23 protein-coding genes, 4 tRNA genes, 1 pseudogene and 1 riboswitch are annotated in these 20,288 nt (G+C 41.5%); of the genes and pseudogenes, 22 read left to right on the top strand and 6 right to left on the bottom strand.

All coding sequences use genetic code 11. The features are described from left to right. The first annotated feature begins 11 nt into the window (after nt 1-11). From LZZ98_RS03785 to ribB, 12 genes are all read left to right on the top strand, one after another. Nucleotides 12-1,724 carry a tetratricopeptide repeat protein gene (locus LZZ98_RS03785; RefSeq protein WP_237786711.1) on the top strand — a complete coding sequence of 571 codons (1,713 nt, stop codon included), beginning with the start codon at nt 12-14 and terminating at the stop codon, nt 1,722-1,724. Between the two features lie 8 nt (nt 1,725-1,732). Further along, nucleotides 1,733-2,314 (top strand): lipoprotein insertase outer membrane protein LolB, encoded by a 582-nt coding sequence (gene lolB, locus LZZ98_RS03780; RefSeq protein WP_237786710.1) that lies wholly within the window; start codon nt 1,733-1,735, stop codon nt 2,312-2,314. A 25-nt stretch (nt 2,315-2,339) separates the two neighbouring features. Then, nucleotides 2,340-3,170, top strand: a complete 831-nt coding sequence (gene ispE / locus LZZ98_RS03775) for a 4-(cytidine 5'-diphospho)-2-C-methyl-D-erythritol kinase (protein ID WP_237786709.1) — start codon at nt 2,340-2,342, stop codon at nt 3,168-3,170. Between the two features lies 1 nt (nt 3,171). Next, nucleotides 3,172-3,246 (top strand) — tRNA-Gln (locus LZZ98_RS03770). A 27-nt stretch (nt 3,247-3,273) separates the two neighbouring features. Then, a tRNA-Gln gene (locus LZZ98_RS03765) sits at nt 3,274-3,348 on the top strand. 41 nt (nt 3,349-3,389) lie between these two features. Then, nucleotides 3,390-3,464: transfer RNA gene (locus tag LZZ98_RS03760), tRNA-Gln, on the top strand. Between the two features lie 91 nt (nt 3,465-3,555). Next, nucleotides 3,556-3,630 (top strand) — tRNA-Gln (locus tag LZZ98_RS03755). A gap of 36 nt (nt 3,631-3,666) precedes the next feature. Continuing rightward, on the top strand, nt 3,667-4,620 hold the full coding sequence (locus LZZ98_RS03750) for a ribose-phosphate pyrophosphokinase (protein WP_086176272.1): 954 nt from the start codon (nt 3,667-3,669) through the stop codon (nt 4,618-4,620). A 100-nt stretch (nt 4,621-4,720) separates the two neighbouring features. Further along, complete coding sequence (gene rplY / locus LZZ98_RS03745; RefSeq protein ID WP_237786708.1) at nt 4,721-5,014, top strand: 50S ribosomal protein L25; 294 nt, start codon at nt 4,721-4,723, stop codon at nt 5,012-5,014. Between the two features lie 19 nt (nt 5,015-5,033). Further along, nucleotides 5,034-5,615, top strand: coding sequence for an aminoacyl-tRNA hydrolase (gene pth, locus LZZ98_RS03740; protein WP_237786707.1), 582 nt, complete (start codon nt 5,034-5,036; stop codon nt 5,613-5,615). 143 nt (nt 5,616-5,758) lie between these two features. Beyond that, nucleotides 5,759-6,139, top strand: coding sequence for an aspartate 1-decarboxylase (panD, locus tag LZZ98_RS03735; protein ID WP_086176275.1), 381 nt, complete (start codon nt 5,759-5,761; stop codon nt 6,137-6,139). A gap of 149 nt (nt 6,140-6,288) precedes the next feature. Further along, a riboswitch (FMN riboswitch) is annotated at nt 6,289-6,449 on the top strand. A gap of 94 nt (nt 6,450-6,543) precedes the next feature. Continuing rightward, nucleotides 6,544-7,203: a 3,4-dihydroxy-2-butanone-4-phosphate synthase gene (gene ribB, locus LZZ98_RS03730; RefSeq protein ID WP_237786706.1), complete on the top strand. Its 660-nt coding sequence runs from the start codon at nt 6,544-6,546 to the stop codon at nt 7,201-7,203. A 53-nt stretch (nt 7,204-7,256) separates the two neighbouring features. Here the strand turns inward: ribB and LZZ98_RS03725 are convergent. Both LZZ98_RS03725 and LZZ98_RS03720 read right to left on the bottom strand, forming a co-directional pair. Next, a pseudogene (locus LZZ98_RS03725) lies at nt 7,257-7,868 on the bottom strand (LysE family translocator). Between the two features lie 58 nt (nt 7,869-7,926). Next, a complete protein-coding gene (locus tag LZZ98_RS03720; protein ID WP_237786705.1) occupies nt 7,927-8,415 on the bottom strand; it encodes a DUF1289 domain-containing protein in 489 nt (162 codons plus the stop codon). A gap of 205 nt (nt 8,416-8,620) precedes the next feature. Between LZZ98_RS03720 and trhO the strand changes: the two genes are divergently transcribed. The 4 genes from trhO to LZZ98_RS03700 all read left to right on the top strand — a co-directional run bounded on the left by trhO (nt 8,621) and on the right by LZZ98_RS03700 (nt 11,176). Further along, complete coding sequence (gene trhO, locus LZZ98_RS03715; RefSeq protein WP_086176278.1) at nt 8,621-9,553, top strand: oxygen-dependent tRNA uridine(34) hydroxylase TrhO; 933 nt, start codon at nt 8,621-8,623, stop codon at nt 9,551-9,553. A gap of 194 nt (nt 9,554-9,747) precedes the next feature. Next, entirely contained in the window at nt 9,748-10,032 is a 285-nt protein-coding gene (locus tag LZZ98_RS03710; protein ID WP_237786704.1) for an FUSC family protein, read from the top strand. An 83-nt stretch (nt 10,033-10,115) separates the two neighbouring features. After that, entirely contained in the window at nt 10,116-10,733 is a 618-nt protein-coding gene (locus tag LZZ98_RS03705) for a DedA family protein (protein ID WP_237786703.1), read from the top strand. 29 nt (nt 10,734-10,762) lie between these two features. After that, nucleotides 10,763-11,176: an ABZJ_00895 family protein gene (locus tag LZZ98_RS03700; protein ID WP_237786702.1), complete on the top strand. Its 414-nt coding sequence runs from the start codon at nt 10,763-10,765 to the stop codon at nt 11,174-11,176. 141 nt (nt 11,177-11,317) lie between these two features. On the opposite strand, the gene LZZ98_RS03695 is transcribed toward LZZ98_RS03700, so the two are convergent. After that, nucleotides 11,318-11,842 carry a YecA/YgfB family protein gene (locus tag LZZ98_RS03695; RefSeq protein ID WP_237786701.1) on the bottom strand — a complete coding sequence of 175 codons (525 nt, stop codon included), beginning with the start codon at nt 11,840-11,842 and terminating at the stop codon, nt 11,318-11,320. 69 nt (nt 11,843-11,911) lie between these two features. After that, the gene (locus LZZ98_RS03690) at nt 11,912-12,121 is read right to left on the bottom strand and encodes a PA3496 family putative envelope integrity protein (RefSeq protein WP_086176283.1); all 210 of its coding nucleotides are present in this window, start codon (nt 12,119-12,121) and stop codon (nt 11,912-11,914) included. Nucleotides 12,122-12,495: 374 nt separating this feature from the next. On the opposite strand from LZZ98_RS03690, the gene rpoD reads away from it, so the two are divergent. The 6 genes from rpoD (at nt 12,496) to LZZ98_RS03660 (ending at nt 19,069) form a co-directional block, all read left to right on the top strand. Continuing rightward, nucleotides 12,496-14,382 (top strand): RNA polymerase sigma factor RpoD, encoded by a 1,887-nt coding sequence (rpoD, locus tag LZZ98_RS03685; protein WP_237786700.1) that lies wholly within the window; start codon nt 12,496-12,498, stop codon nt 14,380-14,382. Nucleotides 14,383-14,496: 114 nt separating this feature from the next. Further along, complete coding sequence (locus LZZ98_RS03680) at nt 14,497-14,784, top strand: YbeD family protein (protein ID WP_237786812.1); 288 nt, start codon at nt 14,497-14,499, stop codon at nt 14,782-14,784. A gap of 165 nt (nt 14,785-14,949) precedes the next feature. Beyond that, a complete protein-coding gene (gene lipB / locus LZZ98_RS03675) occupies nt 14,950-15,609 on the top strand; it encodes a lipoyl(octanoyl) transferase LipB (RefSeq protein ID WP_237786699.1) in 660 nt (219 codons plus the stop codon). A 77-nt stretch (nt 15,610-15,686) separates the two neighbouring features. Continuing rightward, on the top strand, nt 15,687-16,220 hold the full coding sequence (locus LZZ98_RS03670; RefSeq protein WP_237786698.1) for a hypothetical protein: 534 nt from the start codon (nt 15,687-15,689) through the stop codon (nt 16,218-16,220). Between the two features lies 1 nt (nt 16,221). After that, the gene (locus tag LZZ98_RS03665) at nt 16,222-17,406 is read left to right on the top strand and encodes an iron-containing alcohol dehydrogenase (protein ID WP_086176288.1); all 1,185 of its coding nucleotides are present in this window, start codon (nt 16,222-16,224) and stop codon (nt 17,404-17,406) included. Nucleotides 17,407-17,671: 265 nt separating this feature from the next. Then, the gene (locus LZZ98_RS03660) at nt 17,672-19,069 is read left to right on the top strand and encodes an APC family permease (RefSeq protein WP_237786697.1); all 1,398 of its coding nucleotides are present in this window, start codon (nt 17,672-17,674) and stop codon (nt 19,067-19,069) included. A gap of 133 nt (nt 19,070-19,202) precedes the next feature. Here LZZ98_RS03660 and LZZ98_RS03655 read toward each other — a convergent pair whose 3' ends face one another. After that, nucleotides 19,203-19,595: a hypothetical protein gene (locus tag LZZ98_RS03655; RefSeq protein WP_237786696.1), complete on the bottom strand. Its 393-nt coding sequence runs from the start codon at nt 19,593-19,595 to the stop codon at nt 19,203-19,205. Nucleotides 19,596-19,793: 198 nt separating this feature from the next. Continuing rightward, the gene (locus LZZ98_RS03650) at nt 19,794-20,273 is read right to left on the bottom strand and encodes a tRNA (cytidine(34)-2'-O)-methyltransferase (RefSeq protein ID WP_237786695.1); all 480 of its coding nucleotides are present in this window, start codon (nt 20,271-20,273) and stop codon (nt 19,794-19,796) included. Between the last annotated feature and the right edge of the window lie 15 nt (nt 20,274-20,288).

Genomic DNA, 20,288 nt, shown 5'->3' with positions numbered 1-20,288 from the left:
ATCAAGAAAAATTGCGTCAAACAAATGGCCGGATTAACGGCATGACAATTAAGCAATATTCTACCACATTCTTACTTGTGGGTAGCATGGCTTCCAGTGCTCATATTAGAGCATCTGGAGAAATTTTTCATGCCAATTCAAACTATAATGCCATAAAACAAAGCATGATTGCTGAATTTGCATTGACCTATCATGACATTCCCACAGCATTGCACAACTACACGGTGCTGGCAATTAAAAGCAATTCAAGCACGGTTAAACAGCGCGCATTAAATGTTGCTTTAGAGCAAAATGACTTGAAGGCGGCACTGGATATTGCCACCCATTGGGTGGTTCAAGAACCAACTGACGTTCCAGCCTTATTTTATCTTTCACATATTGCATTGAAATCGCATGAGTATGAACTGGCTGCGGACACACTGGACAAGATTTTAAACATCGACCCAGATGCAGACCTGGAAAAAATTCTAGTCGGTATTGCCCCGGAACAGCCAGAAGATCGCGAAGTATTGATTGAGGCCTTGCGCAAAAGTAAAGAACGGGAGAATCCCTCGGTACTGGTACTGATTGCAGGCCTAGAAGCACAAAACGGACAGCTGGAACAGGCACTGACCACCATTAACCGTGCATTAAGGAAGCGTTCTAATGTCACAGCCTTCATTTTGATGAAGGCCAATTTGCTTAGTGCCTTGGGAAATGAAGAAGAAACCTTAAAATGGTATGATAAAGCTAGCCGTAAACATAAAAACAATTTAGAAGTGCGTTTGGCCGAAATTAAATATCTGATTAAACTCAATCAGTCGGGAAAAGCCCTCAGTAAACTACAAGGCTTACTAAAAAAATGGCCCCATGAAGAAGAAGCGCTGTTTATTGCCGGCTTGACCAGTATTGACTTAAAAGAATATGAACAAGCAGAAAAATATTTGGTAGAACTGCGTTCTTCCAACCAATACCAGAATGAAGCCTATTACTATCTGGCAGTTAATGCCGAAAGAAAGCAGCATTTTGAAACAGCAAAAGCCTATTACCGGCTGGTAGATGGTAGCCTGTACACGGTTTCACGCCGCAACATGATTAATATTTTTTCTGCCCAAAATCAGCTTGCCGATGCACTGCGCTTTCTGACCCAAGAACGGGTCAATTATCCGCAATATGCCAGTTTTTTATATCAGGCGCAGGCCGATATTTTAAAACGTATGGACAATAAAAAGGCAGCCATACGCCTGCTCGATGAAGCCATCAAAAATGTCCCGGATGATCCGGAACTGATTTACTCAGAAGTGCTATTACTCGATCCTTATCAAGATCGGGACAAACTTGATAAATTATTACAAAAATTGCTGGAAATTGAGCCTAATAGCCCAACCTATCTGAATGCCTATGCCTATACCCTTGCGCTGCAAAACCGGCGTCTGGATGAAGCCCGCAAGTATGTTGAACATGCCTTGGAGTTTGCTCCCGAACAAGCGTCTATTTTAGATACCCTGGGCTATATCACCTTTTTACAAAACGACTTTAAAACCTCGGCTCAGGTGTTAGAACAGGCTTATCAATTGAGTCAAAGCGTGAAAATCGGGGTGCGCTATGCAAAATCGTTATACATGCAAGGTGATCTGACAAAATTTAGTAAAGTGTTACAACAATTACAAAAAAATCATCCTAATGATCCGCAATTAGAGCAATTGAAATCGTTAGTGTTACCGCAACAAATGAAAAAGAGTTAATTATCTGTATGCACATTTTTTCAAAATTGAGCTTAAGCCTGATTGCCACAAGCACCTTGATCCTAAGCGGTTGCCAGCAATATACCCAGCCTCAGGCACCCGGCGTTTCTCAACTTCCGGTAGCCGCCAATCATTTCAATCTGCAAGGTAAAATTGGGGTAAAAACACCCGGACAATCAGGGAGTGCTTTTTTCACCTGGGTACAAGAGCAGGATGAATTTGACATCGAGTTAAGCGGAATTTTAGGTGTCGGTAAAACCCAGATTTCAGGTCAACCGGGTAATGTCAGCCTCAACAGTGCCAAAACAGGTCTGATTCAAGCTGGTACGCCTGAAGAATTACTGGAACGTGCAACCGGCTGGCAAGCACCAATCACCCATTTAGTCGACTGGGTTCAGGCCCGACCGGCAACGACACAAGCAAAAATCAGTAAAGACGAGCAAAATCGTCCCATCCAGTTTCTGGAAGAGGGCTGGATCGTCGACCTGAGTTATAATGCACAAGCCCAGTTACCGAACAAGCTGATTTTAAAACAGACACTTGAGTCAGGTCAGGAAAACCGTATTACAATGCTCATTCAAAATCGTTAAGTCTATTTAAAAAGTCCAAAATTCTATGATTCGTGTTCCCTCTCCTGCCAAGCTCAATCTTTTTTTGCATATCACCAGTCGTCGTGACGACGGCTATCATGAATTGCAAAGCATTTTTCAGCTGATTGACTTGTGTGACTGGCTGGAATTTAGCCAAACAGTCAGTCCTGAAATTAGTATTGATGGATTAAGCAGCGTCGATTTGGAACAAAACCTCATTTTCAAGGCCACGCAGATTTTAAAACCTTATGCAAAAATGTATTCGGGCTTAAATATCAGCATTGAAAAAAACATTCCCATGGGTGCTGGACTGGGCGGAGGTTCATCCGATGCCGCCACCACCCTGATTGTGGTAAACCAATTATGGCAATGTGGTTTAAATATTGAGCAATTGGCAGAACTGGGTTTAAAACTGGGTGCCGATGTGCCCATTTTTGTTCATGGCCGTAATGCCTGGGCAGAAGGCATTGGTGAACACTTAACATTCATAGACTTAGATCAAAAACAATACATCGTGTTAAAACCTGACTGTTTTATCAGCACTCAACTGCTTTTTTCACAAAAAACGTTGACAAGAGACACGAAGCCTACTAAATTTTGCGCCTATCAGTTAAAGCCATTTAACTTTGGAAATAACTTTGAGCCTTTGGCAAGAAGCTTATATCCGGAAGTAAATGAAGCGATGCAGTATTTAGATCAGTTCGGTATTGCAAAACTTACGGGTACAGGTGCTTGTGTTTTTACTGAAGTAACTGCCGATATGAATATTGATGAGATTTTAGCTCATTCACCTTGTAAAGCTTACTTGGTTAATAGTTTAAATGAATCACCATTACGTCATTTCAAGGTTATATGATAGGGGCGTCGCCAAGTGGTAAGGCACCGGGTTTTGATCTCGGCATCCGTTGGTTCGAATCCAGCCGCCCCTGCCATCATTTTCATCTGTAGATTACTGTATTAGGGGCGTCGCCAAGTGGTAAGGCACCGGGTTTTGATCTCGGCATCCGTTGGTTCGAATCCAGCCGCCCCTGCCATTTAAACAGTCGTTTAAATTAATATTACAGTGATCAAATTTAGGGGCGTCGCCAAGTGGTAAGGCACCGGGTTTTGATCTCGGCATCCGTTGGTTCGAATCCAGCCGCCCCTGCCATTTTCTCAAAAAAGACAGTACAGTATTTGCTTGTTCATTTGTTAATTCACCTTGACATAGAGCAGCAAAACTATTAAAGTTCTGCCGCATTAGGGGCGTCGCCAAGTGGTAAGGCACCGGGTTTTGATCTCGGCATCCGTTGGTTCGAATCCAGCCGCCCCTGCCATCTATTTTCAAACATTCCAACCGCCAAGGGTGCTTCATGCCCAATCTTGTCGTTTTTAGTGGAACTGCACATCCACAATTCGCCCAAAAAGTCGTAAGCCACCTGCACATTCCTTTAGGTGCAGCATCTGTAGGTCAATTTTCTGACGGTGAAATCGCTGTCGAAATTACTGAAAATGTTCGTGGTAAAGACGTATTCGTTGTACAGCCTACTTGTGCGCCAACCAATGACAACCTGATGGAAGTCCTTGTTATGGCTGACGCTTTACGTCGTGCAAGTGCAGGTCGTATTACCGCTGTTATTCCTTACTTCGGATATGCTCGTCAAGACCGTCGTCCTCGTTCAAGTCGTGTACCAATTACTGCAAAAGTTGTAGCAGACATGCTCACTACTGTAGGTATTGACCGCGTTGTAATGATCGACCTTCATGCCGACCAGATTCAAGGTTTCTTCGATATCCCTGTAGACAACATCTACGGCACTCCTGCATTACTTGCTGACCTTCGTCAACAGCAACACCATAACCTTATGGTTGTTTCTCCAGACGTAGGCGGTGTAGTTCGTGCCCGTGCTGTAGCGAAACAAATGGGTGATATCGATCTTGCAATCATCGACAAACGCCGTCAAAAAGCAAATGAATCACAAGTGATGCATTTAATTGGCGATGTTAAAGATCGTGACTGCGTCATCGTAGATGACATGGTGGATACTGCAGGTACTTTGTGTAAAGCCGCTGATGCACTCAAACAATTTGGTGCTCGCCGCGTTGTTGCTTATGCAACTCACCCAGTACTTTCTGGTAAAGCTATTGAGAACTTGAAAAACTCTGTAATCGACGAACTTGTGGTAACAGATACTATTCCGCTTTCTCAAGAAGCCCAAGAACTTGGTAAGATTCGCCAAGTTTCAGTAGCCAGCATGGTTGCTGAAACAATTCGTCGTATTAACAACGAAGAATCTATTAGCGCAATGTTCGATTCTTATCTATAATATAGCGCTGAATTTTCAAAACCCTGCCCTGTGGCAGGGTTTTCTATCACTAGGCTGGTCGAAGGCCTAGTCAATTAAACTTAAATTAGGAATGTCTATCATGGCAAACTTCGTATTAAATGCAGTAGCACGTGAAGAAGCAGTTCAAGGGAAAGGTTCGAGCCGCCGCCTTCGTCTTCAAAACAAAGTTCCAGCAATCATCTACGGTTCAGGTGAGCCTGTTGCAGTAACTTTAGAACTTCGCGAATTAATTAAAGCTTTAGAAAACAATGCTTTCTTTGAAGAAGTTGTAGAAATTAAAGTTGGCGATAAAGTTGAAAGCGTTAAAATCCAAGCTTTACAACGTCACCCAGCTAAAAACACTCCAATGCATGCTGACTTCAAACGCGCATAAGTGTTGATGGTGTAAATTAGTGTCAAAACTTTCGCTAATTGTTGGTTTGGGCAATCCTGGTAAGGAATACGCCCAAACCCGCCATAATGCAGGCTTTTGGTTCGTTGAACGCCTTGCAGAACAATATGGCATTTCTCTCAAAGCCGATCCTAAATTCCACGGAATCAGTGGTCGAGGTAATATTGAAGGTCAAGACGTCCGTCTGCTGTTACCCACAACCTTTATGAATGCCTCAGGCAAAAGTGTTGTTCCCTTCGCCAAATTCTATCAAGTTGCTCCCGAAGCAATGCTCATTGCACATGATGAACTGGATATGAATCCCGGTGTCATCCGCCTGAAAACCGGCGGTGGTCACGGTGGTCATAATGGTTTACGCGATATCGTTCCTCATACAGGCCCTAATTTCCATCGCTTGCGTATCGGTATTGGTCATCCTGGTTCCAAAGAACGTGTATCGGGTCATGTACTCAGCAAAGCACCGAGCAGCGAACAAGATTTAATGGATGATGCCATTGCCCACGCTTTATCTCGCATTAAATTGCTGGTAAACGGTGACATACAGCAAGCCATGAATCAAATTAATGCTCACAAACCGAACTGATCATTCTACAAATAATTGAATTTTCCTTCTTGCCATGTTGCTTTTTTCGGAGCAAAATGCGCTTTCTGCGGATTATTGATCCAGTAAGAAGTGATTTGATTTAACTAAGATAAAATCTTAGGTCAACTAAGGAGACGCTAGCCATGCTTTCTCGTTTATTAAAAGCTAAAATTCACCGTTGTGTCGTTACACAAGCAGAATTACATTATGAAGGTTCTTGTGCAATTGACGGCGTGTTAATGGATTTAGCTGGTATCCGCGAATATGAAGAAATTCATATGTGGAACGTGACTAATGGTAAGCGTTTTACCACTTATGCCATCCGTGGTGAAGAAAACTCTGGCATTATTTCAGTCAATGGCGGTGCTGCCCTGCAAGCTGATGTTGGTGATCTGATGATCATTGCTACATTTGGTGATTTCACCGAAGCTGAAGCAAATGCCCATAAACCACGTCTGGTTTATGCCAACCCGAATAATACTGTAAATCACACTGCGAACTGTATTCCTGTTCAAGTGGCTTAAGATTTAAAGATATGAAAGCCCGCAATCATGCGGGCTTTTTTATGCGCAACTTTTCACATTTTAATTTATGCCTAGTTTGACTAACCATATGACTGATTCATCTATAGAAACTTAAGTCATCCTTGCAAAACAGGTCTATACTTATTGCACATCGCTTCAGGGCGGGGTGTAATTCCCCACCGGTGGTAAATTAAAACTGTATTTTTATAGCATTTAATCAGCCCACGAGCCTCTAAACTAAAAATGGTTTACTCGCAGATTTGGTGAAAAGCCAAAGCCGACGGTATAGTCCGGATGAAAGAAGACGACGTAACGGATATTTATATTTGATATATCGCTGCGACCCCATTTCTACATCAGTCCTGAAATGTTCAACCGTATGTTTATTTTACGAGAGCGTTTCAATGTCTAGTTTGATTCAACCCGAAATTTTCTTTTCAGCCCTTCCCCCAGCTGAACAACGTATTCAAAAAGCATTCGAAGATATCCGCCAAGGCAAACCCGTTTTGGTCATGGATGACTTTGACCGTGAAAATGAAGCCGACCTGATTGTAGCTGCAGACACATTAACGGTAGCAACCATGGCACGCATGATTCGTGATGGTTCAGGTATTGTCTGTTTATGTCTAACCGATGAATTGGCTAATCATCTAGAACTTCCTCCGATGGTGGCTGATAACTCCAGCCAGTTTAAAACTGCCTTTACGGTGACGATTGAAGCTGCGGAAGGCGTAACTACCGGGGTTTCAGCCAAAGACCGTACCACTACCATTAAAGCAGCAATTAAAGAAGGTGCCGTAGCCAGCGACCTCAACCGCCCAGGCCATGTGTTCCCCTTGCGTGCTCGTGAAGGTGGTGTACTCACCCGTCGCGGCCATACTGAAGGTACAATTGATTTAGCACGTTTAGCCGGCCTTAAACCTGCTGGTGTTTTATGTGAATTGACCAATCCGGATGGCACTATGGCTTCAGGCATTCAGGTGTTGTCTTATGCGCAAACCCATCAATTAACCGTGATTACCATTGAAGAAATTGTGCAATATCGCTTAGTGCATAATCTTTAAGATTAAAAAAATAAAAGCCCCTAAAGTCGGGGCTTTTTTATTATTCGGAATATTTAGAACAAGCTGGAATACAGACCATATCCGGCTATTAAAATTAGTATTGCACCACACGCCCCCAGTAATTGACTGTAATTTTTGGACTGAGAGAACCGATTAAAACTCAAATAAACCAATGATAAAGTGGCAAAATCTAGAATAATCCAACTCAAAGTTAGAATCCCCAGACTAATATCTAAATCAGGAGTGATCTGTATAAATTGAGGAAAAAATGCAGCCAAGAAAAAAATGTCTTTAGGATTGGAAATGCCCACAGAAAACCCCGTTTAAAACCGCCATCCGCTGCTTTTAATTGTGCTGAATGACCCTTAACTGAGTTTGAGAAGGCTTCTTTTAAAATCTGAAAACCCAGATAAGCAATATAAATACAGCCTAAAATTTTAATGCTGTTAAACCATTGCTGATTAAGCTCCAGAAAACCTTTTAATATTAAAATAGAAATAGTGATCAGGATCAATGAAGCGAAATTGGTTCCAAAAATGGTTTTTAATGCTTTGCGATAGCCGCCTTTTAATCCAGCACTTGCTACCCGTAACATTTACCGGCCTTGGGGTTGCAATCATAATAATGACTGCAACAACATACAGCAGGAATTCTCCAATATTCACGGGCTAACTCGCTTGATTTGATCTTTTATTATTTTTAAACCCACATAACAAAGAGGACTTAGTCATCCTCTTCCACTTCACGCAATAAGTGATGACTAATCCCATCGGCACGTAAAAAGGCAAAATTGTAGCTTGCTGTCGCCAGCGCCAGTACACGACGCTCAAACTCCTGCCACAAAGGACGTACATCTTTGTAATGAATGCCTAAACCACTATCATCAGTAAAATGTCGATTCTTTTCACAGATTTTTAAAGCGTGATACAGCTTACGACCCTTCGAGGCATCATCACGCAAACGAACCCGTTTAGATAATACAAAGCCTTCGACATGCCAAATATCGGCAAATGGCAACATCGGCACTAAAATTTGATCCAGCTGGGCATCCAGACGTTTCCAAACAGCCGTTTGCTGTTCTGCTGTATAAGTATTCCATTTAATCACTTCATGATTAAAACGACGGCAACCACGACATACCGAATCACCAAACACCGTAGAGCAGCGCCCTGCACATGGAGTCAAAGAGGCAATTCGACGATCAGTATTCAAAATAAACTCCGAAATTCAATAACATTCAGGTCTGACAGATAAAGACCACTTTATATTTAACATTCAATTTGCACAGGCATAATACATCTCCAAACAGCAAATTAAAAACCATATTTCATACATGGTTTTCTCGCAAATTTAGGCAATTCAGGTTAGAATATGCGCCTTAAATTTTGTCCTATCTTAAATACATTTGGAGTATTCCATGAACGCTACTGTAGAACAGCTTGCACCTGTAGAACAGCAAGCGACCACTGAATGGGTTGTTGCAGCACTTTATCAATTCAAAGAAGTTCAAGATCCTGCCGATCTTCAACAACGCTTACTTGATTTGGTAAAAACCATCAATCTTTGTGGAACTCTAATTGTGGCTGGTGAAGGCATTAACGGAACTGTAGCGGGCGACCGTGCAGCGATTGATACCATCCATCAATTTCTACTGAATGAAGGTTTTAACGCAATGGAATACAAAGAGTCTCACAGCTCTGACAAACCATTTCGTAAAATGAAAATTAAACTAAAAACTGAAATTGTGACTTTGGGTGTGGAAGTTAAACCACGCGACTTAGTCGGTCACTATCTTGATCCTAAAGAATGGAATGAACTGATTGCACGTGATGACGTGATCTTGATTGATACGCGTAACGACTACGAATATAAAGCAGGTACGTTTAAAGGCGCGGTTGATCCTAAAACTGAAACTTTCCGTGAATTTCCGGAATACGTCAAACAGAACCTTGAACAGCACAAAGACAAGAAAATTGCCATGTTCTGTACCGGTGGGATTCGCTGTGAAAAATCAACTTCATTATTACTGCAAGAAGGTTTTAATGAGGTCTATCATTTAAAAGGCGGTATCTTAAAATACCTGGAAGAAACCCCTGCTGAAGAAAGTCTGTGGGAAGGCGAATGTTTCGTATTTGATGGCCGTACCGCAGTTACCCACGGTGTAGAAGAAGGTCAGAACGTTAAGTGTCATGCTTGTGGTTGGCCGCTACTTCCTCAAGAAGTTGAACTTCCAAGTTATGAACATGGCGTATCATGCAAATACTGCATCGACAAAACCACAGAACAACAGAAAGCCGGATTCCGTATGCGTCAATCGCAGATTGCAGCGGCTAAACGTAAACGTCTGTAATTCAAACCAAGAAAATCTTTTAAAAAAGTTCTCTTTAGAGGACTTTTTTTATTTACTAAAAAACAAAAGATAAAAAAAGATACCAAGACACACAAATAATGTATATATAATCATCAATAATCTGTTAATCTGAGAACTGCAACACACAATAAGAGCTAACTTATTCATATTTAACGTGAAAAAGGATAAAAATTATGCCTAGAGCAATTAGCCGTTCAATTGATTATACCCGTCGTTTTCACCAGATTCGGGAAAAAAATCACCTAAAAATAGAACAACAAAAACAGATTTTAGAGCAAGAATCACATCTTTTTATTGTGGTATTAGGTGCCATGATCGGCAGTATCTTGTCTATATTCATCGCCTATCACCTTACACCTAATTTTATAGAATACGCCCTACTCAGCGCGATTCCTTTTGCACTAGCCTATAGTTTAAGAAAAGTTTATATCCATACCTTAATCCATAGCCAAGAATAATCTGCTGTATTTAGAAGGATACTTTACCCTGAGCTGAATAATATTTAGGATGGTTGAAATATCATTATTATTTTTACAGCCATATGAATCTGACTGAGTGGATTATTTCCATTATGGAACAACTGGGCTACCTCGGTATTGCCCTGCTCATGTTTCTCGACAATGTATTTCCTCCGATTCCTTCTGAAATTATTATGCCTTCCGCAGGTTACTCAGCCTCACAAGGTCAGCTCATACTCCTTGGTGTCATTATCGCAGGCTGTTTCGGTTCACTGCTCGCTGCAGCTTTTCTATATTGGATTGGCTATCAGTTCAAGCATGAAGGCATTTTTCGATTTATAGACCGTTATGGCAAATATCTGTTTATCAAATCTGAAGATGTGAAAAAGTCACTGGGCTGGTTTGAGCATTATGGACATCGCATCGTATTCTTTGGCCGCATGATTCCCGCCGTACGTTCCCTGATTAGTATTCCAGCGGGCATGAGCCACATGCCCTTTTGGAAATTTATGTTTTATAGCAGCTTGGGTACCATCATCTGGACCACTTTTCTGGCCTGTGTCGGATTTTATTTTGGTGAAAATCAGCAGCTCATGCAGCAAATTTTCAGTAAAGTCAGTGATGTGATTATTGTCATTGTCGTGCTCCTTATTGGCTGGATTGTATACCGTAGACAGCAGCGTAAAAATCGCCCATCATGAACAAAGGTTACCCGAGGGAGACTAAAACGATGTCGCATTATCTTAAATATTTTGCAGCCGTTTATAGTATTGCCTTAATCCTGTTGGTCAGCATCTTGATTTATGCGCTAAAGCTCGGTGTCATCACCCTGCTGCCTGGCTTGATCGCTTCTGCTTTTCTGAGCGCCAGACATTTTGTCAAAAAAGAACAGCGCTTACCGAATGCCAAAGAAAAAAATACCCTGGTTTGGGGATCAACAATCATCGCCATGACCATGGGCTTTATCGTGATGTTTATTTTGATTTTTATGCATCCACGTGCTGAGGAAATTCTCATGACCATGGGTTATGCTGGGAGAGCCCGCAATTCATTGCTGGTGGCGGGTGCCATTGCTTTACATGGGCTGATCTTTCATATCGCTTATAATGGTTATGCCCGATACACTTTGAATAAATATAAATAACTTTTGCTGAGAAATTTTCTCTATCCACTATAAAAATGGAAATTCGCGCCTAAAAAAAGCACCCCAAGGTGCTTTTTTATTTAACGAATTAATTTGCTGTGTGATACATAAGCCGCGATTGGAACGGCGCAAGGCGCACCATCACGCTGGCGTATGGTACATTAAATATAATTCATTCAAGTTATCTGGAATTTCTTCAGCAATTTCATCCATGAGCTGACCATTGCGGCGGAAAGATTCCATTTGTGGATCTTCTTCATCTACACCACTGAAGACCATCATCGGTAAAGTTAAATCTACCAGTTGCTCTTCATGTTCTGGTGTAAACCAAGCATCTTCGTTTAAGAACATGGCATCGACAAAACCAACGCTCCAGTCGCCTAAACTTGAATCCACATCTGCTTCTTCTATTTCAAAAGGAAATTCAATTCCCTCTTCGTTCGCCAAATTCTGACGAATCGATTCTAACCAGGCTTTTACTTGTGCAACAATTTCACTCGGAACTTTCTTTTGATTATTGTCAAAGAGTTCATCGAGCCACTTATCAAAAGCAGGGCCAACTGCAATTGCACACAGAAAACCATGAGTTGCCGCAAAATCCAGACCATATTCATTTTGGTCGCCATCTAGATAATCGCTCAAAAGGTCTAAATCTAAAGCACTCATTTAAAATCCAGGTTTGTAAAATAACTGCCGCATAGCATAGCATTTTAGCTGGCTGTGCAGAATCCTATTTTAGTCTTCTTCATCATCAAAATCGTCGTCGTCATCAAGATCATAATCAAAATCTTTCAGTTCACGCTCTAAACGACGTTGTGCGAGAAGGTCATCAATGAGACGACGTTTTTCTAACGACTCTTTAGCACTAATTTTGCTTGATACTTCATCAAAACTAACATCATCATCACTGTAGCTATCATCTAGTTCAAAATCTGTAGAAGACACTAAAACTACCTCATGGTGAAAAAAAGTGAATGGGCCTAGGCGCTATTTATCGCACTTATGTAATTTTGTCAAGTATTTTTATTTTTTTATCTTAGAAACACCATTTTATCTTGTTTTTTACCTCTAAAATTGTGTATTTATGAACGCTGAGAATTTTTATTACGCCGGATAAAGCAAACTCAAAATATTTTGTAGGCGATCCCTCACCCGGCCTTGAAAAAAAAAATTCCAGCCCCATATTGAAAACAATTGTTAAATCAAATTCATGTTTTTTAAATGAGACTTGAGCAATCAATATTCAAAACAATTTTAATCGAATTGTGCTATCATGCACGGTTTTTCACTGCCACAGATTCAACGAAGAGTAAGCAAAGATGAGCGATATGACTTCCCCTACTTCGCAAGTAGCGGCTCTGATTAGCCGAGGCAAAGAGCAAGGTTACTTAACTTACGCTGAGGTTAACGATCATCTCCCGGACTCGATCACGGAAAGCGAACAGATTGAAGACATTATTCAGATGCTTCAAGACGTCGGCATTCCTGTGCATGAACGTGCGCCTGAATCTGATGACACCATGTTCGATGGCTCGAATACTGAAACAACCGATGAAGTTGCTGAAGAAGAAGCGGCCGCTGTTCTTGCGTCAGTTGAAAGCGAACCTGGTCGCACGACCGATCCAGTACGTATGTACATGCGTGAAATGGGAACGGTTGAACTATTAACGCGTGAAGGTGAAATCAGCATTGCTAAACGCATTGAAGAAGGTATTCGTGACGTTCTTCATTCTATTGCGTATTGGCCAAATGCAGTTGAAGTTGTATTAAAAGAATATAACGATGTCACTGAAGGTGAACGTCGTCTTGCTGATATTTTATCGGGTTATTTAGACCCGGAATCTGATGAAGAAATTCCAGAAGTTTTAGAAGAGGAAGCTGAAATCGATGAAGATGAAGAAGCAAGTTCTAAAACAACCAAAGATGTAAAACTGGACGATGATGACGAAGAAGAGTCTGAAAGTGATGATGATTCTGAAGGCGAGTCAGGTCCTGATCCAGAAATTGCCCGTATTCGTTTCACCGAATTGGAAGATGCATGGAAACTAACTAAAGCTGCAATTGAAAAGCATGGCCGTAATAGCAAGCAGGCAGAAGAAGCGCTTGAAGCATTGGCAACCGTGTTTATGATGTTCAAATTTACCCCGCGTTTATTTGACATTATTTCTGAAATGATTCGTGGCACACATGAACAGATCCGTACTTCTGAACGTGAAGTCATGCGTTATGCGGTACGTCGTGGCCGTATGGACCGTACCCAGTTCCGCACTTCTTTCCCGGGTCAGGAGTCGAATCCAGCCTGGTTAGATGAGCAAATTGCCAAAGCACCTGCCGAGCAAAAAACTTATTTAGAAAAAGTACGTCCAGATGTACTAGCATTTCAGCAAAAGATTGCCGACATCGAAAAAGAATTGGGCTTGAATGTTAAGGACATTAAAGACATTTCTAAACGTATGTCGATTGGTGAAGCCAAAGCCCGTCGTGCGAAAAAAGAAATGGTTGAAGCCAACTTGCGTCTGGTAATTTCGATTGCGAAAAAATACACCAACCGTGGTTTGCAATTCCTTGACTTGATTCAAGAAGGTAACATCGGCTTGATGAAAGCCGTGGACAAGTTTGAATACCGTCGTGGTTATAAATTCTCGACTTATGCAACTTGGTGGATTCGTCAGGCGATTACCCGATCAATTGCGGATCAGGCACGTACCATTCGTATTCCAGTACACATGATCGAAACCATTAACAAGATCAACCGTGTATCACGTCAATTGCTTCAAGAAATGGGGCGTGAACCGACGCCTGAAGAATTGGGCGAACGTCTGGAAATGGACGAAGTCAAAGTACGTAAAGTGCTTAAAATTGCCAAAGAACCGATTTCTATGGAAACGCCGATTGGTGATGATGAAGATTCGCATTTGGGTGACTTCATTGAAGATGGCAACATCACCTCTCCGATTGATGCTGCAACCTCAGAAGGCTTAAAAGAAGCGACTCGAGAAGTACTGGAAAACCTGACTGAACGTGAAGCGAAAGTCTTGAAAATGCGTTTTGGTATTGATATGCCAACTGACCATACTTTGGAAGAAGTCGGTAAACAGTTTGACGTAACACGTGAACGTATCCGTCAGATTGAAGCCAAAGCATTACGCAAATTACGTCACCCTTCCCGCTCTGAACACTTACGTTCATTCCTGGAAAATGACTAAGCCATTGTGATACCGATGGAGACTTGAAAAACAGCCAAGTATCTCCATCTAGTATTCAAGACATATAACGCCTGCATTCATGCAGGCGTTTGATATAAGGGGACTACTATGACCATGTTAGACCGTACGCCATCTCGCGAACTCCGAGAAGATCTATGGGTCTTCCCAATGGATTATCCAATTAAACTGATTGGTGAAGCCAGCACAGAATTACATATTGCCGTTGTAGAAATCCTGGTAAAACATTTTCCCGACTTCGATGGTACCAGTATTAAGGTACAACCTTCACGTACCGGGAAATATCATTCTTTAACTGCTCAGATTGTCTTTGTGGAGCTGGAACAGGTTCATGCATTATATGCTGACTTGGCAGCCTGCCCATTGATTAAAACAGCACTTTAAGAACATAAAAAACACGCTTCAGGCGTGTTTTTTTTATTTATATAACAATAAAAATATGACTAAATCTGAAAAAAACTTTAAATCGTCCAGCGATCATCCCCTATCCCAGTATGATTTCATTATAATCATTCTATCCTGTTGAAAATTTTTAAGGACGCACTTCACGTGACTGATGCTGTTCTAAAACCCAAACTGATTATTCATCAATTTAACCAGCTTACTCCCTACCTCGACCGTTTTCAGGACATGAAAAACCTGACTGAAAACCGCGATGAAAACACGCCGGATGAACTGTGGATTTTACAGCATCATGATGTACTGACCCAGGGACAGGCAGGTAAACCGGAACATATTCTGCTGCCGAGTAATATTCCAGTCGTGCAAACAGACCGCGGTGGACAAGTGACATGGCATGGCCCTGGTCAGCTGGTGGCCTATTTCATGTTTGATTTAAACCGTTTGGGCTGGAATGTACGTACTTTAGTGTCCTATGCTGAAAATTTAATGATTGGACTGCTGAAAAAATACGACATTGAAGCCTATGCCAAGCCGGATGCACCGGGTGTTTATGTAGCCGAGCGCAAAATTGGGTCTTTAGGCTTTAAAATCCGTAAAGGGCGCAGCTATCATGGTTTGGCACTGAATATTGATTGTGACCTGTTTGGTTTCCACACCATTAATCCATGTGGTTATGCCGGTCTGGAAATGGTCCGCATTCAGGATTTAGTGCAGGACTACCCTAAATTCGAGAACTTATGCGTCGATATCATTGAAACTTTACACAACAGCGGTTACTTTAATGAAGTTCAAGTCATGCAACAATAACTTTGCTTTTGACATAAAAATAAATTAGAGTATTTACTCTAAACTAATAAAATATTTTTTAGATAAGGGATACGCGAGTGATTTCAACCAAATCCGTTAAGCCCGCTTTACAACTGACCTACGTCAAACTCATGATGGATGTGATTGGCAGAGGTCTGGTAATGGCGAGTCAAGTCGACGCCGAAGTAAAACAGGAAGTTGCTAAATTCCCTGTGGGTTTCGTTCTAACGATGAAAGTATTTCCCAATGGCCCAGCTTTTATTGCAAAAGTCACGGAAGACCATCAATTACAATTACTTCAATCTGTAAACAGCAAGCCTGACCTTACCATTACTTTTAAGCACTTAACTCATGCTTTTTTAGTGTTTTCTTTTCAGGAAAGCACGGCACAGGCTTTTGCTCACGACCGCATGATTGCTGATGGAGATATTTCATTTGCCATTCGTCTGGTACGTTGCTTAAACAAAATGGAAGCGCTTATTTTACCTAAACTCCTGGCTGAGCTTGCTGTAAAACAATATCCAACAGAATTAAGCCTAAAAGAAAAACTTACTGGAGCTGCAAATATTTATTTGAAACTAGCTCAATCATATTTTAAACGGAGTGCATAACATGGCTAAGCCTTATTACGAATTTTTCTGTCCGGTAAAAGTGATCGCAGGTCATGCCGCGTTAGAGCACATTCCTTTTGAACTTGCCACTTTAGGTGCAAAACGTCCACTGATCATTACCGATAAAGGCGTACGCAGCAATAACCTGCTTGCTCCAATTGAAGCTGCTTTTGAATCTACAGAGGCGGTGATTGGTGCTATTTTTGATGATGTTCCACCAGATTCGAGCGTAGAAACCGTACGTAAGGCAGCACAAGCCTATCGTGACAATGGTTGTGATGCGATTATTGCCGTAGGTGGCGGTTCAGTGATTGATACCTCCAAGGCAACCAACATTTTGGTGACTGAAGGTGGTGATGATCTGCTTAAGTATTCAGGCGCACATAACCTGCCAAAACCATTAAAACCATTCTTCGTTATTCCGACTACATCAGGTACAGGTTCAGAAGTGACTATGGTTGCTGTGGTTTCTGATCTTGAAAAAAATGTCAAAATGCCGTTTGCATCGTATTACCTGATGCCGCATGCTGCGATTCTTGATCCGCGCATGACGCAAACCTTGCCGCCACATTTAACTGCCATGACGGCTATGGACGCATTGACCCACGCGGTTGAAGCCTATACCTGCATGGCAGCAAATCCAATCAGTGATGCCTATGCAACGGCTGCCATTAAAAAAGTTAGCAACAGCCTGTTCAATGTTCTGGATAATCCAACAGATGAATTTGGCCGCCTGGAATTGGCACAAGCTTCGACTATGGCCGGCATTGCATTCTCTAACTCCATGGTTGGCTTGGTACACTCGCTCGGGCATGCTTTAGGTGCGGTGGCTCATTTGCCCCATGGTCTATGCATGAACCTGTTCCTGCCTTATGTGCTTGAGTACAATAAGGAAGTCAATGGTGACAAAATTGCAGAATTATTGCTGCCTTTGGCCGGTGCGGATATTTATGCACAAACGCCTGCACATTTACGTGCTGACAAAGCTATTGCTACTATTCTAACCATGCGTGATCGCTTATATGCATTAACCAAATTGCCGCGTACTTTACGTGAAACTGGCAAAGTTTCAGAAGCACAATTGGATGAAGTAGCAGATAAAGCATTAAATGATGGTTCCATTATTTATAATCCTAAAGAAGCCACGTTTAGTGATTTAAAAGCGATTTTAGAAAAAGCTTGGTAAGTATTGAAAATTAAGCGAATATAGCTAAAAATTAGCCTGATGTTTTTTTAAGCATCAGGCTTTTGCTTTGTGGAAAATTAAAGCTGATTTTTTATACCAGATGGCATATTTTTTGCATTAAAAAATCATAAAGATATTGGCAAAAGGTAACAAACTAGAGTAGATTGGCGCACTTTTGTTTTATTCATTTAGGGGGGATCGTTCGTCTCAAACGATCCTTGTAAACATGACTGATCCTTGATCAACGATTAAGAGGATAACGCCGTTGACAAATATCTCTGGGACTCAACCGGCAGCTAAACTGCAAAAAACGCTTGGACTCTGGCACATTATTATTATTGGTTTAGCTTATATTCAACCAATGACATTATTTGATACGTTCGGTCTGGTTTCCGAAGAAAGTCATTACCATGTACCAACGTCTTACATTATTGCCCTGGTTGCAATTCTATTTACTTCCATCAGTTACGGACATATGATCCGCCGTTACCCGTCATCCGGGTCTGCGTATACTTATGCGCAAAAATCGATTCATCCCAATGTCGGTTTTATGGTGGGCTGGTCATCATGGCTAGATTACCTGTTGTCACCAATGGTCAACATCATTTTGGCGGTAATTTACCTGGAAGCCTTGTTCCCCGATATTAATCACTGGATTTGGGTTATAGGCTTAACTGCATTTATGACTGCGGTGAACCTCCGGGGCGCCAGATTCGTTGCGAACTTTAACGGTCTGATTGTCCTCGTTCAAATCGCTGTCATCGTTTACTTCACTTGGATGGTTTATAGCTTGCTGGCTGGTGGTGTAAATGCCGATGGTTCACTGGTGAATGCCAAGTATCAGTTATGGAGTCTGGAACCTTTCTGGAATTCAATGACTTCTGTGGGTGCCTTGATTACAGGAGCAACTTTACTGTGCTTCTCGTTTACAGGTTTTGATTCACTGAGTTCACTGGCAGAAGAAACCAAAGATACTGAAAAAACCTTACCTAAAGCAATTTTCCTGACTGCATTAATTGCCGGGGTGATTTTCATCATCAGCACTTACTTCATGCAAATTTACTTCCCCAATGATCCTAAAACTTACTTTGAAGATGTAGCTGCAACTCAGCCAGATATTCTTCAGGCTGTTGGCGGCGTTGCATTTAAAACCGTGGTGCTTTATTTCGCTATTGTGACTGTTATGGCATCCGGTATTTCTGCACATGCAGGCGTATCACGCTTGATGTACGTAATGGGTCGTGATGGTGTGATCAATAAAAAAATATTCGGTCACATCAGTCCTAAAAGCTATACCCCTGTTTACAATATCCTCATTGTCGGTGCTGTGGCTTTAACTGCCGGCTTCATTAATTTGGATATCGTGATTTCCATGATCAGTTTCGGAGCATTAACCGCATTTACTTTTGTGAATTTATCGGTGATTTCACGTTATGCATTGCGTGATGGCCGTACTAAAAACTTTAAAGATATACTTAACTTTGTGGTTATTCCGATGCTCGGTTTCATCAGTATCTTTGCCATGTGGCTTGAAATTGAAGACACTGCATTGAAATTCGGTCTATGGTGGGCAATGTTTGGGATTTTGTATCTTGGTTATAAGACCAAGGGCTTTAAACACCCTGCTCCACAACATAATGAATTTGATGATACTCACCACTAAATAAATGTTTTCATTTAATAAAAAAGACGCTTGATGCGTCTTTTTTATGGTCATTGATTTTTTTATCAGGAGTTTTTTAGGCTTCATCCTTCCCTTTTATACCTATTCATCAAGTCATTTTTTAAGCGCCAAGCTATTTAATCCGACAATTAAATCCCATTTTGCTATCTACAAGATTGTCCTGATAGCCTAGCGCCTGAATAAAAGCATTGCGGTCTTGCAACAGTTTTTGCTCTTGCTCGCTCAAACGTGCTTTATTTTCAACGGCCAGACCATAGATGTCATTAATGATATTTTGATAGATACCACACACTTGCTGACGTTTTTCTTTTTTAAGCTGCCGCCCAGTCCAACTCCATTCAAAATCATCACTCGTTAAAGTCTTGCCCCATGCTTCAATTTGCTGATTCATTCGTTGCTGCATGTCTTTTAAGCCTTGCTGAATTTCGGCTTGAGTAATCGGTTTTACTGTTTCCGTTGCTGCCTGATGAGCAACTGGAGATTCCGCAAAAGAAGTTGCCGGCATAATAGCTGTAACGATTGCAAGAGCAATCAGCCCAGTAATAAAAAATGTATATTTCTTTCTCAGGTTCAAAGTGTACTCACTTTAGTTCTTATTTATTCTCTTTTTATAACTAAAATTGATCAAATGGAGAAGATAAAATGAGTCAAACTTACATAAAAAAAACCACCCTCAGGTGGTTTTTAATGATTGGCTCAATCTTTACTTCAATTCTTGAAAGCCTTGTTGACGCCAAGCTTCATACAAAATAACTGCTGTAGCATTGGATAAGTTCAAACTGCGTGAATTTACTGCCATCGGTAAACGAATCCAGTGTTCTTTCGGGAACATCATGCGCACATCTTCAGGCAAACCTCGGGTTTCTGGCCCCATCAACAAGGCAACCGGACGGTTTAAATTTGAGGTATGCGGTGTTTCAAAACCCTTGGTGGTTAAAGGATAAATTGCATCATTATTAATACCTTGCTCTTTTAAATGAGCCAGACACTCTGCAAAATTTTCCCACACTTTCATATGTGCCCATTCATGATAATCCAGACCCGCACGTCTGAGCTTCTTATCATCCAGCTCAAAACCAAGCGGTTTTACCAAGTGCAACTGCGCACCGGTATTGGCACATAAACGGATGATATTCCCAGTATTTGCAGGAATTTCAGGCTCATACAAAACAACATGAATCACAGGATTTCTCTACTC

The organism is Acinetobacter sp. SM34, from assembly GCF_022012365.1.
In the GTDB taxonomy this organism is placed as follows: Bacteria; Pseudomonadota; Gammaproteobacteria; order Pseudomonadales; family Moraxellaceae; genus Acinetobacter.
The sequence above is the reverse complement of the archived record's forward strand: the minus strand, read 5'-3'. Positions and strand labels throughout refer to the sequence as shown.

What these genes read in the sequence shown, in the direction of transcription:
- LZZ98_RS03705 (WP_237786703.1), top strand. Translation starts at nt 10,116, where the DNA reads ATGAATCTGACTGAGTGGATTATTTCCATTATGGAACAACTGGGCTAC.
- rpoD (WP_237786700.1), top strand. Translation starts at nt 12,496, where the DNA reads ATGAGCGATATGACTTCCCCTACTTCGCAAGTAGCGGCTCTGATTAGC.
- LZZ98_RS03680 (WP_237786812.1), top strand. Translation starts at nt 14,497, where the DNA reads ATGTTAGACCGTACGCCATCTCGCGAACTCCGAGAAGATCTATGGGTC.
- lolB (WP_237786710.1), top strand. Translation starts at nt 1,733, where the DNA reads ATGCACATTTTTTCAAAATTGAGCTTAAGCCTGATTGCCACAAGCACC.
- LZZ98_RS03750 (WP_086176272.1), top strand. Translation starts at nt 3,667, where the DNA reads ATGCCCAATCTTGTCGTTTTTAGTGGAACTGCACATCCACAATTCGCC.
- LZZ98_RS03665 (WP_086176288.1), top strand. Translation starts at nt 16,222, where the DNA reads ATGGCTAAGCCTTATTACGAATTTTTCTGTCCGGTAAAAGTGATCGCA.
- LZZ98_RS03695 (WP_237786701.1), bottom strand. Translation starts at nt 11,842, where the DNA reads ATGAGTGCTTTAGATTTAGACCTTTTGAGCGATTATCTAGATGGCGAC.
- ispE (WP_237786709.1), top strand. Translation starts at nt 2,340, where the DNA reads ATGATTCGTGTTCCCTCTCCTGCCAAGCTCAATCTTTTTTTGCATATC.
- trhO (WP_086176278.1), top strand. Translation starts at nt 8,621, where the DNA reads ATGAACGCTACTGTAGAACAGCTTGCACCTGTAGAACAGCAAGCGACC.
- LZZ98_RS03710 (WP_237786704.1), top strand. Translation starts at nt 9,748, where the DNA reads ATGCCTAGAGCAATTAGCCGTTCAATTGATTATACCCGTCGTTTTCAC.
- rplY (WP_237786708.1), top strand. Translation starts at nt 4,721, where the DNA reads ATGGCAAACTTCGTATTAAATGCAGTAGCACGTGAAGAAGCAGTTCAA.
- LZZ98_RS03700 (WP_237786702.1), top strand. Translation starts at nt 10,763, where the DNA reads ATGTCGCATTATCTTAAATATTTTGCAGCCGTTTATAGTATTGCCTTA.
- ribB (WP_237786706.1), top strand. Translation starts at nt 6,544, where the DNA reads ATGTCTAGTTTGATTCAACCCGAAATTTTCTTTTCAGCCCTTCCCCCA.
- panD (WP_086176275.1), top strand. Translation starts at nt 5,759, where the DNA reads ATGCTTTCTCGTTTATTAAAAGCTAAAATTCACCGTTGTGTCGTTACA.
- LZZ98_RS03655 (WP_237786696.1), bottom strand. Translation starts at nt 19,595, where the DNA reads ATGCCGGCAACTTCTTTTGCGGAATCTCCAGTTGCTCATCAGGCAGCA.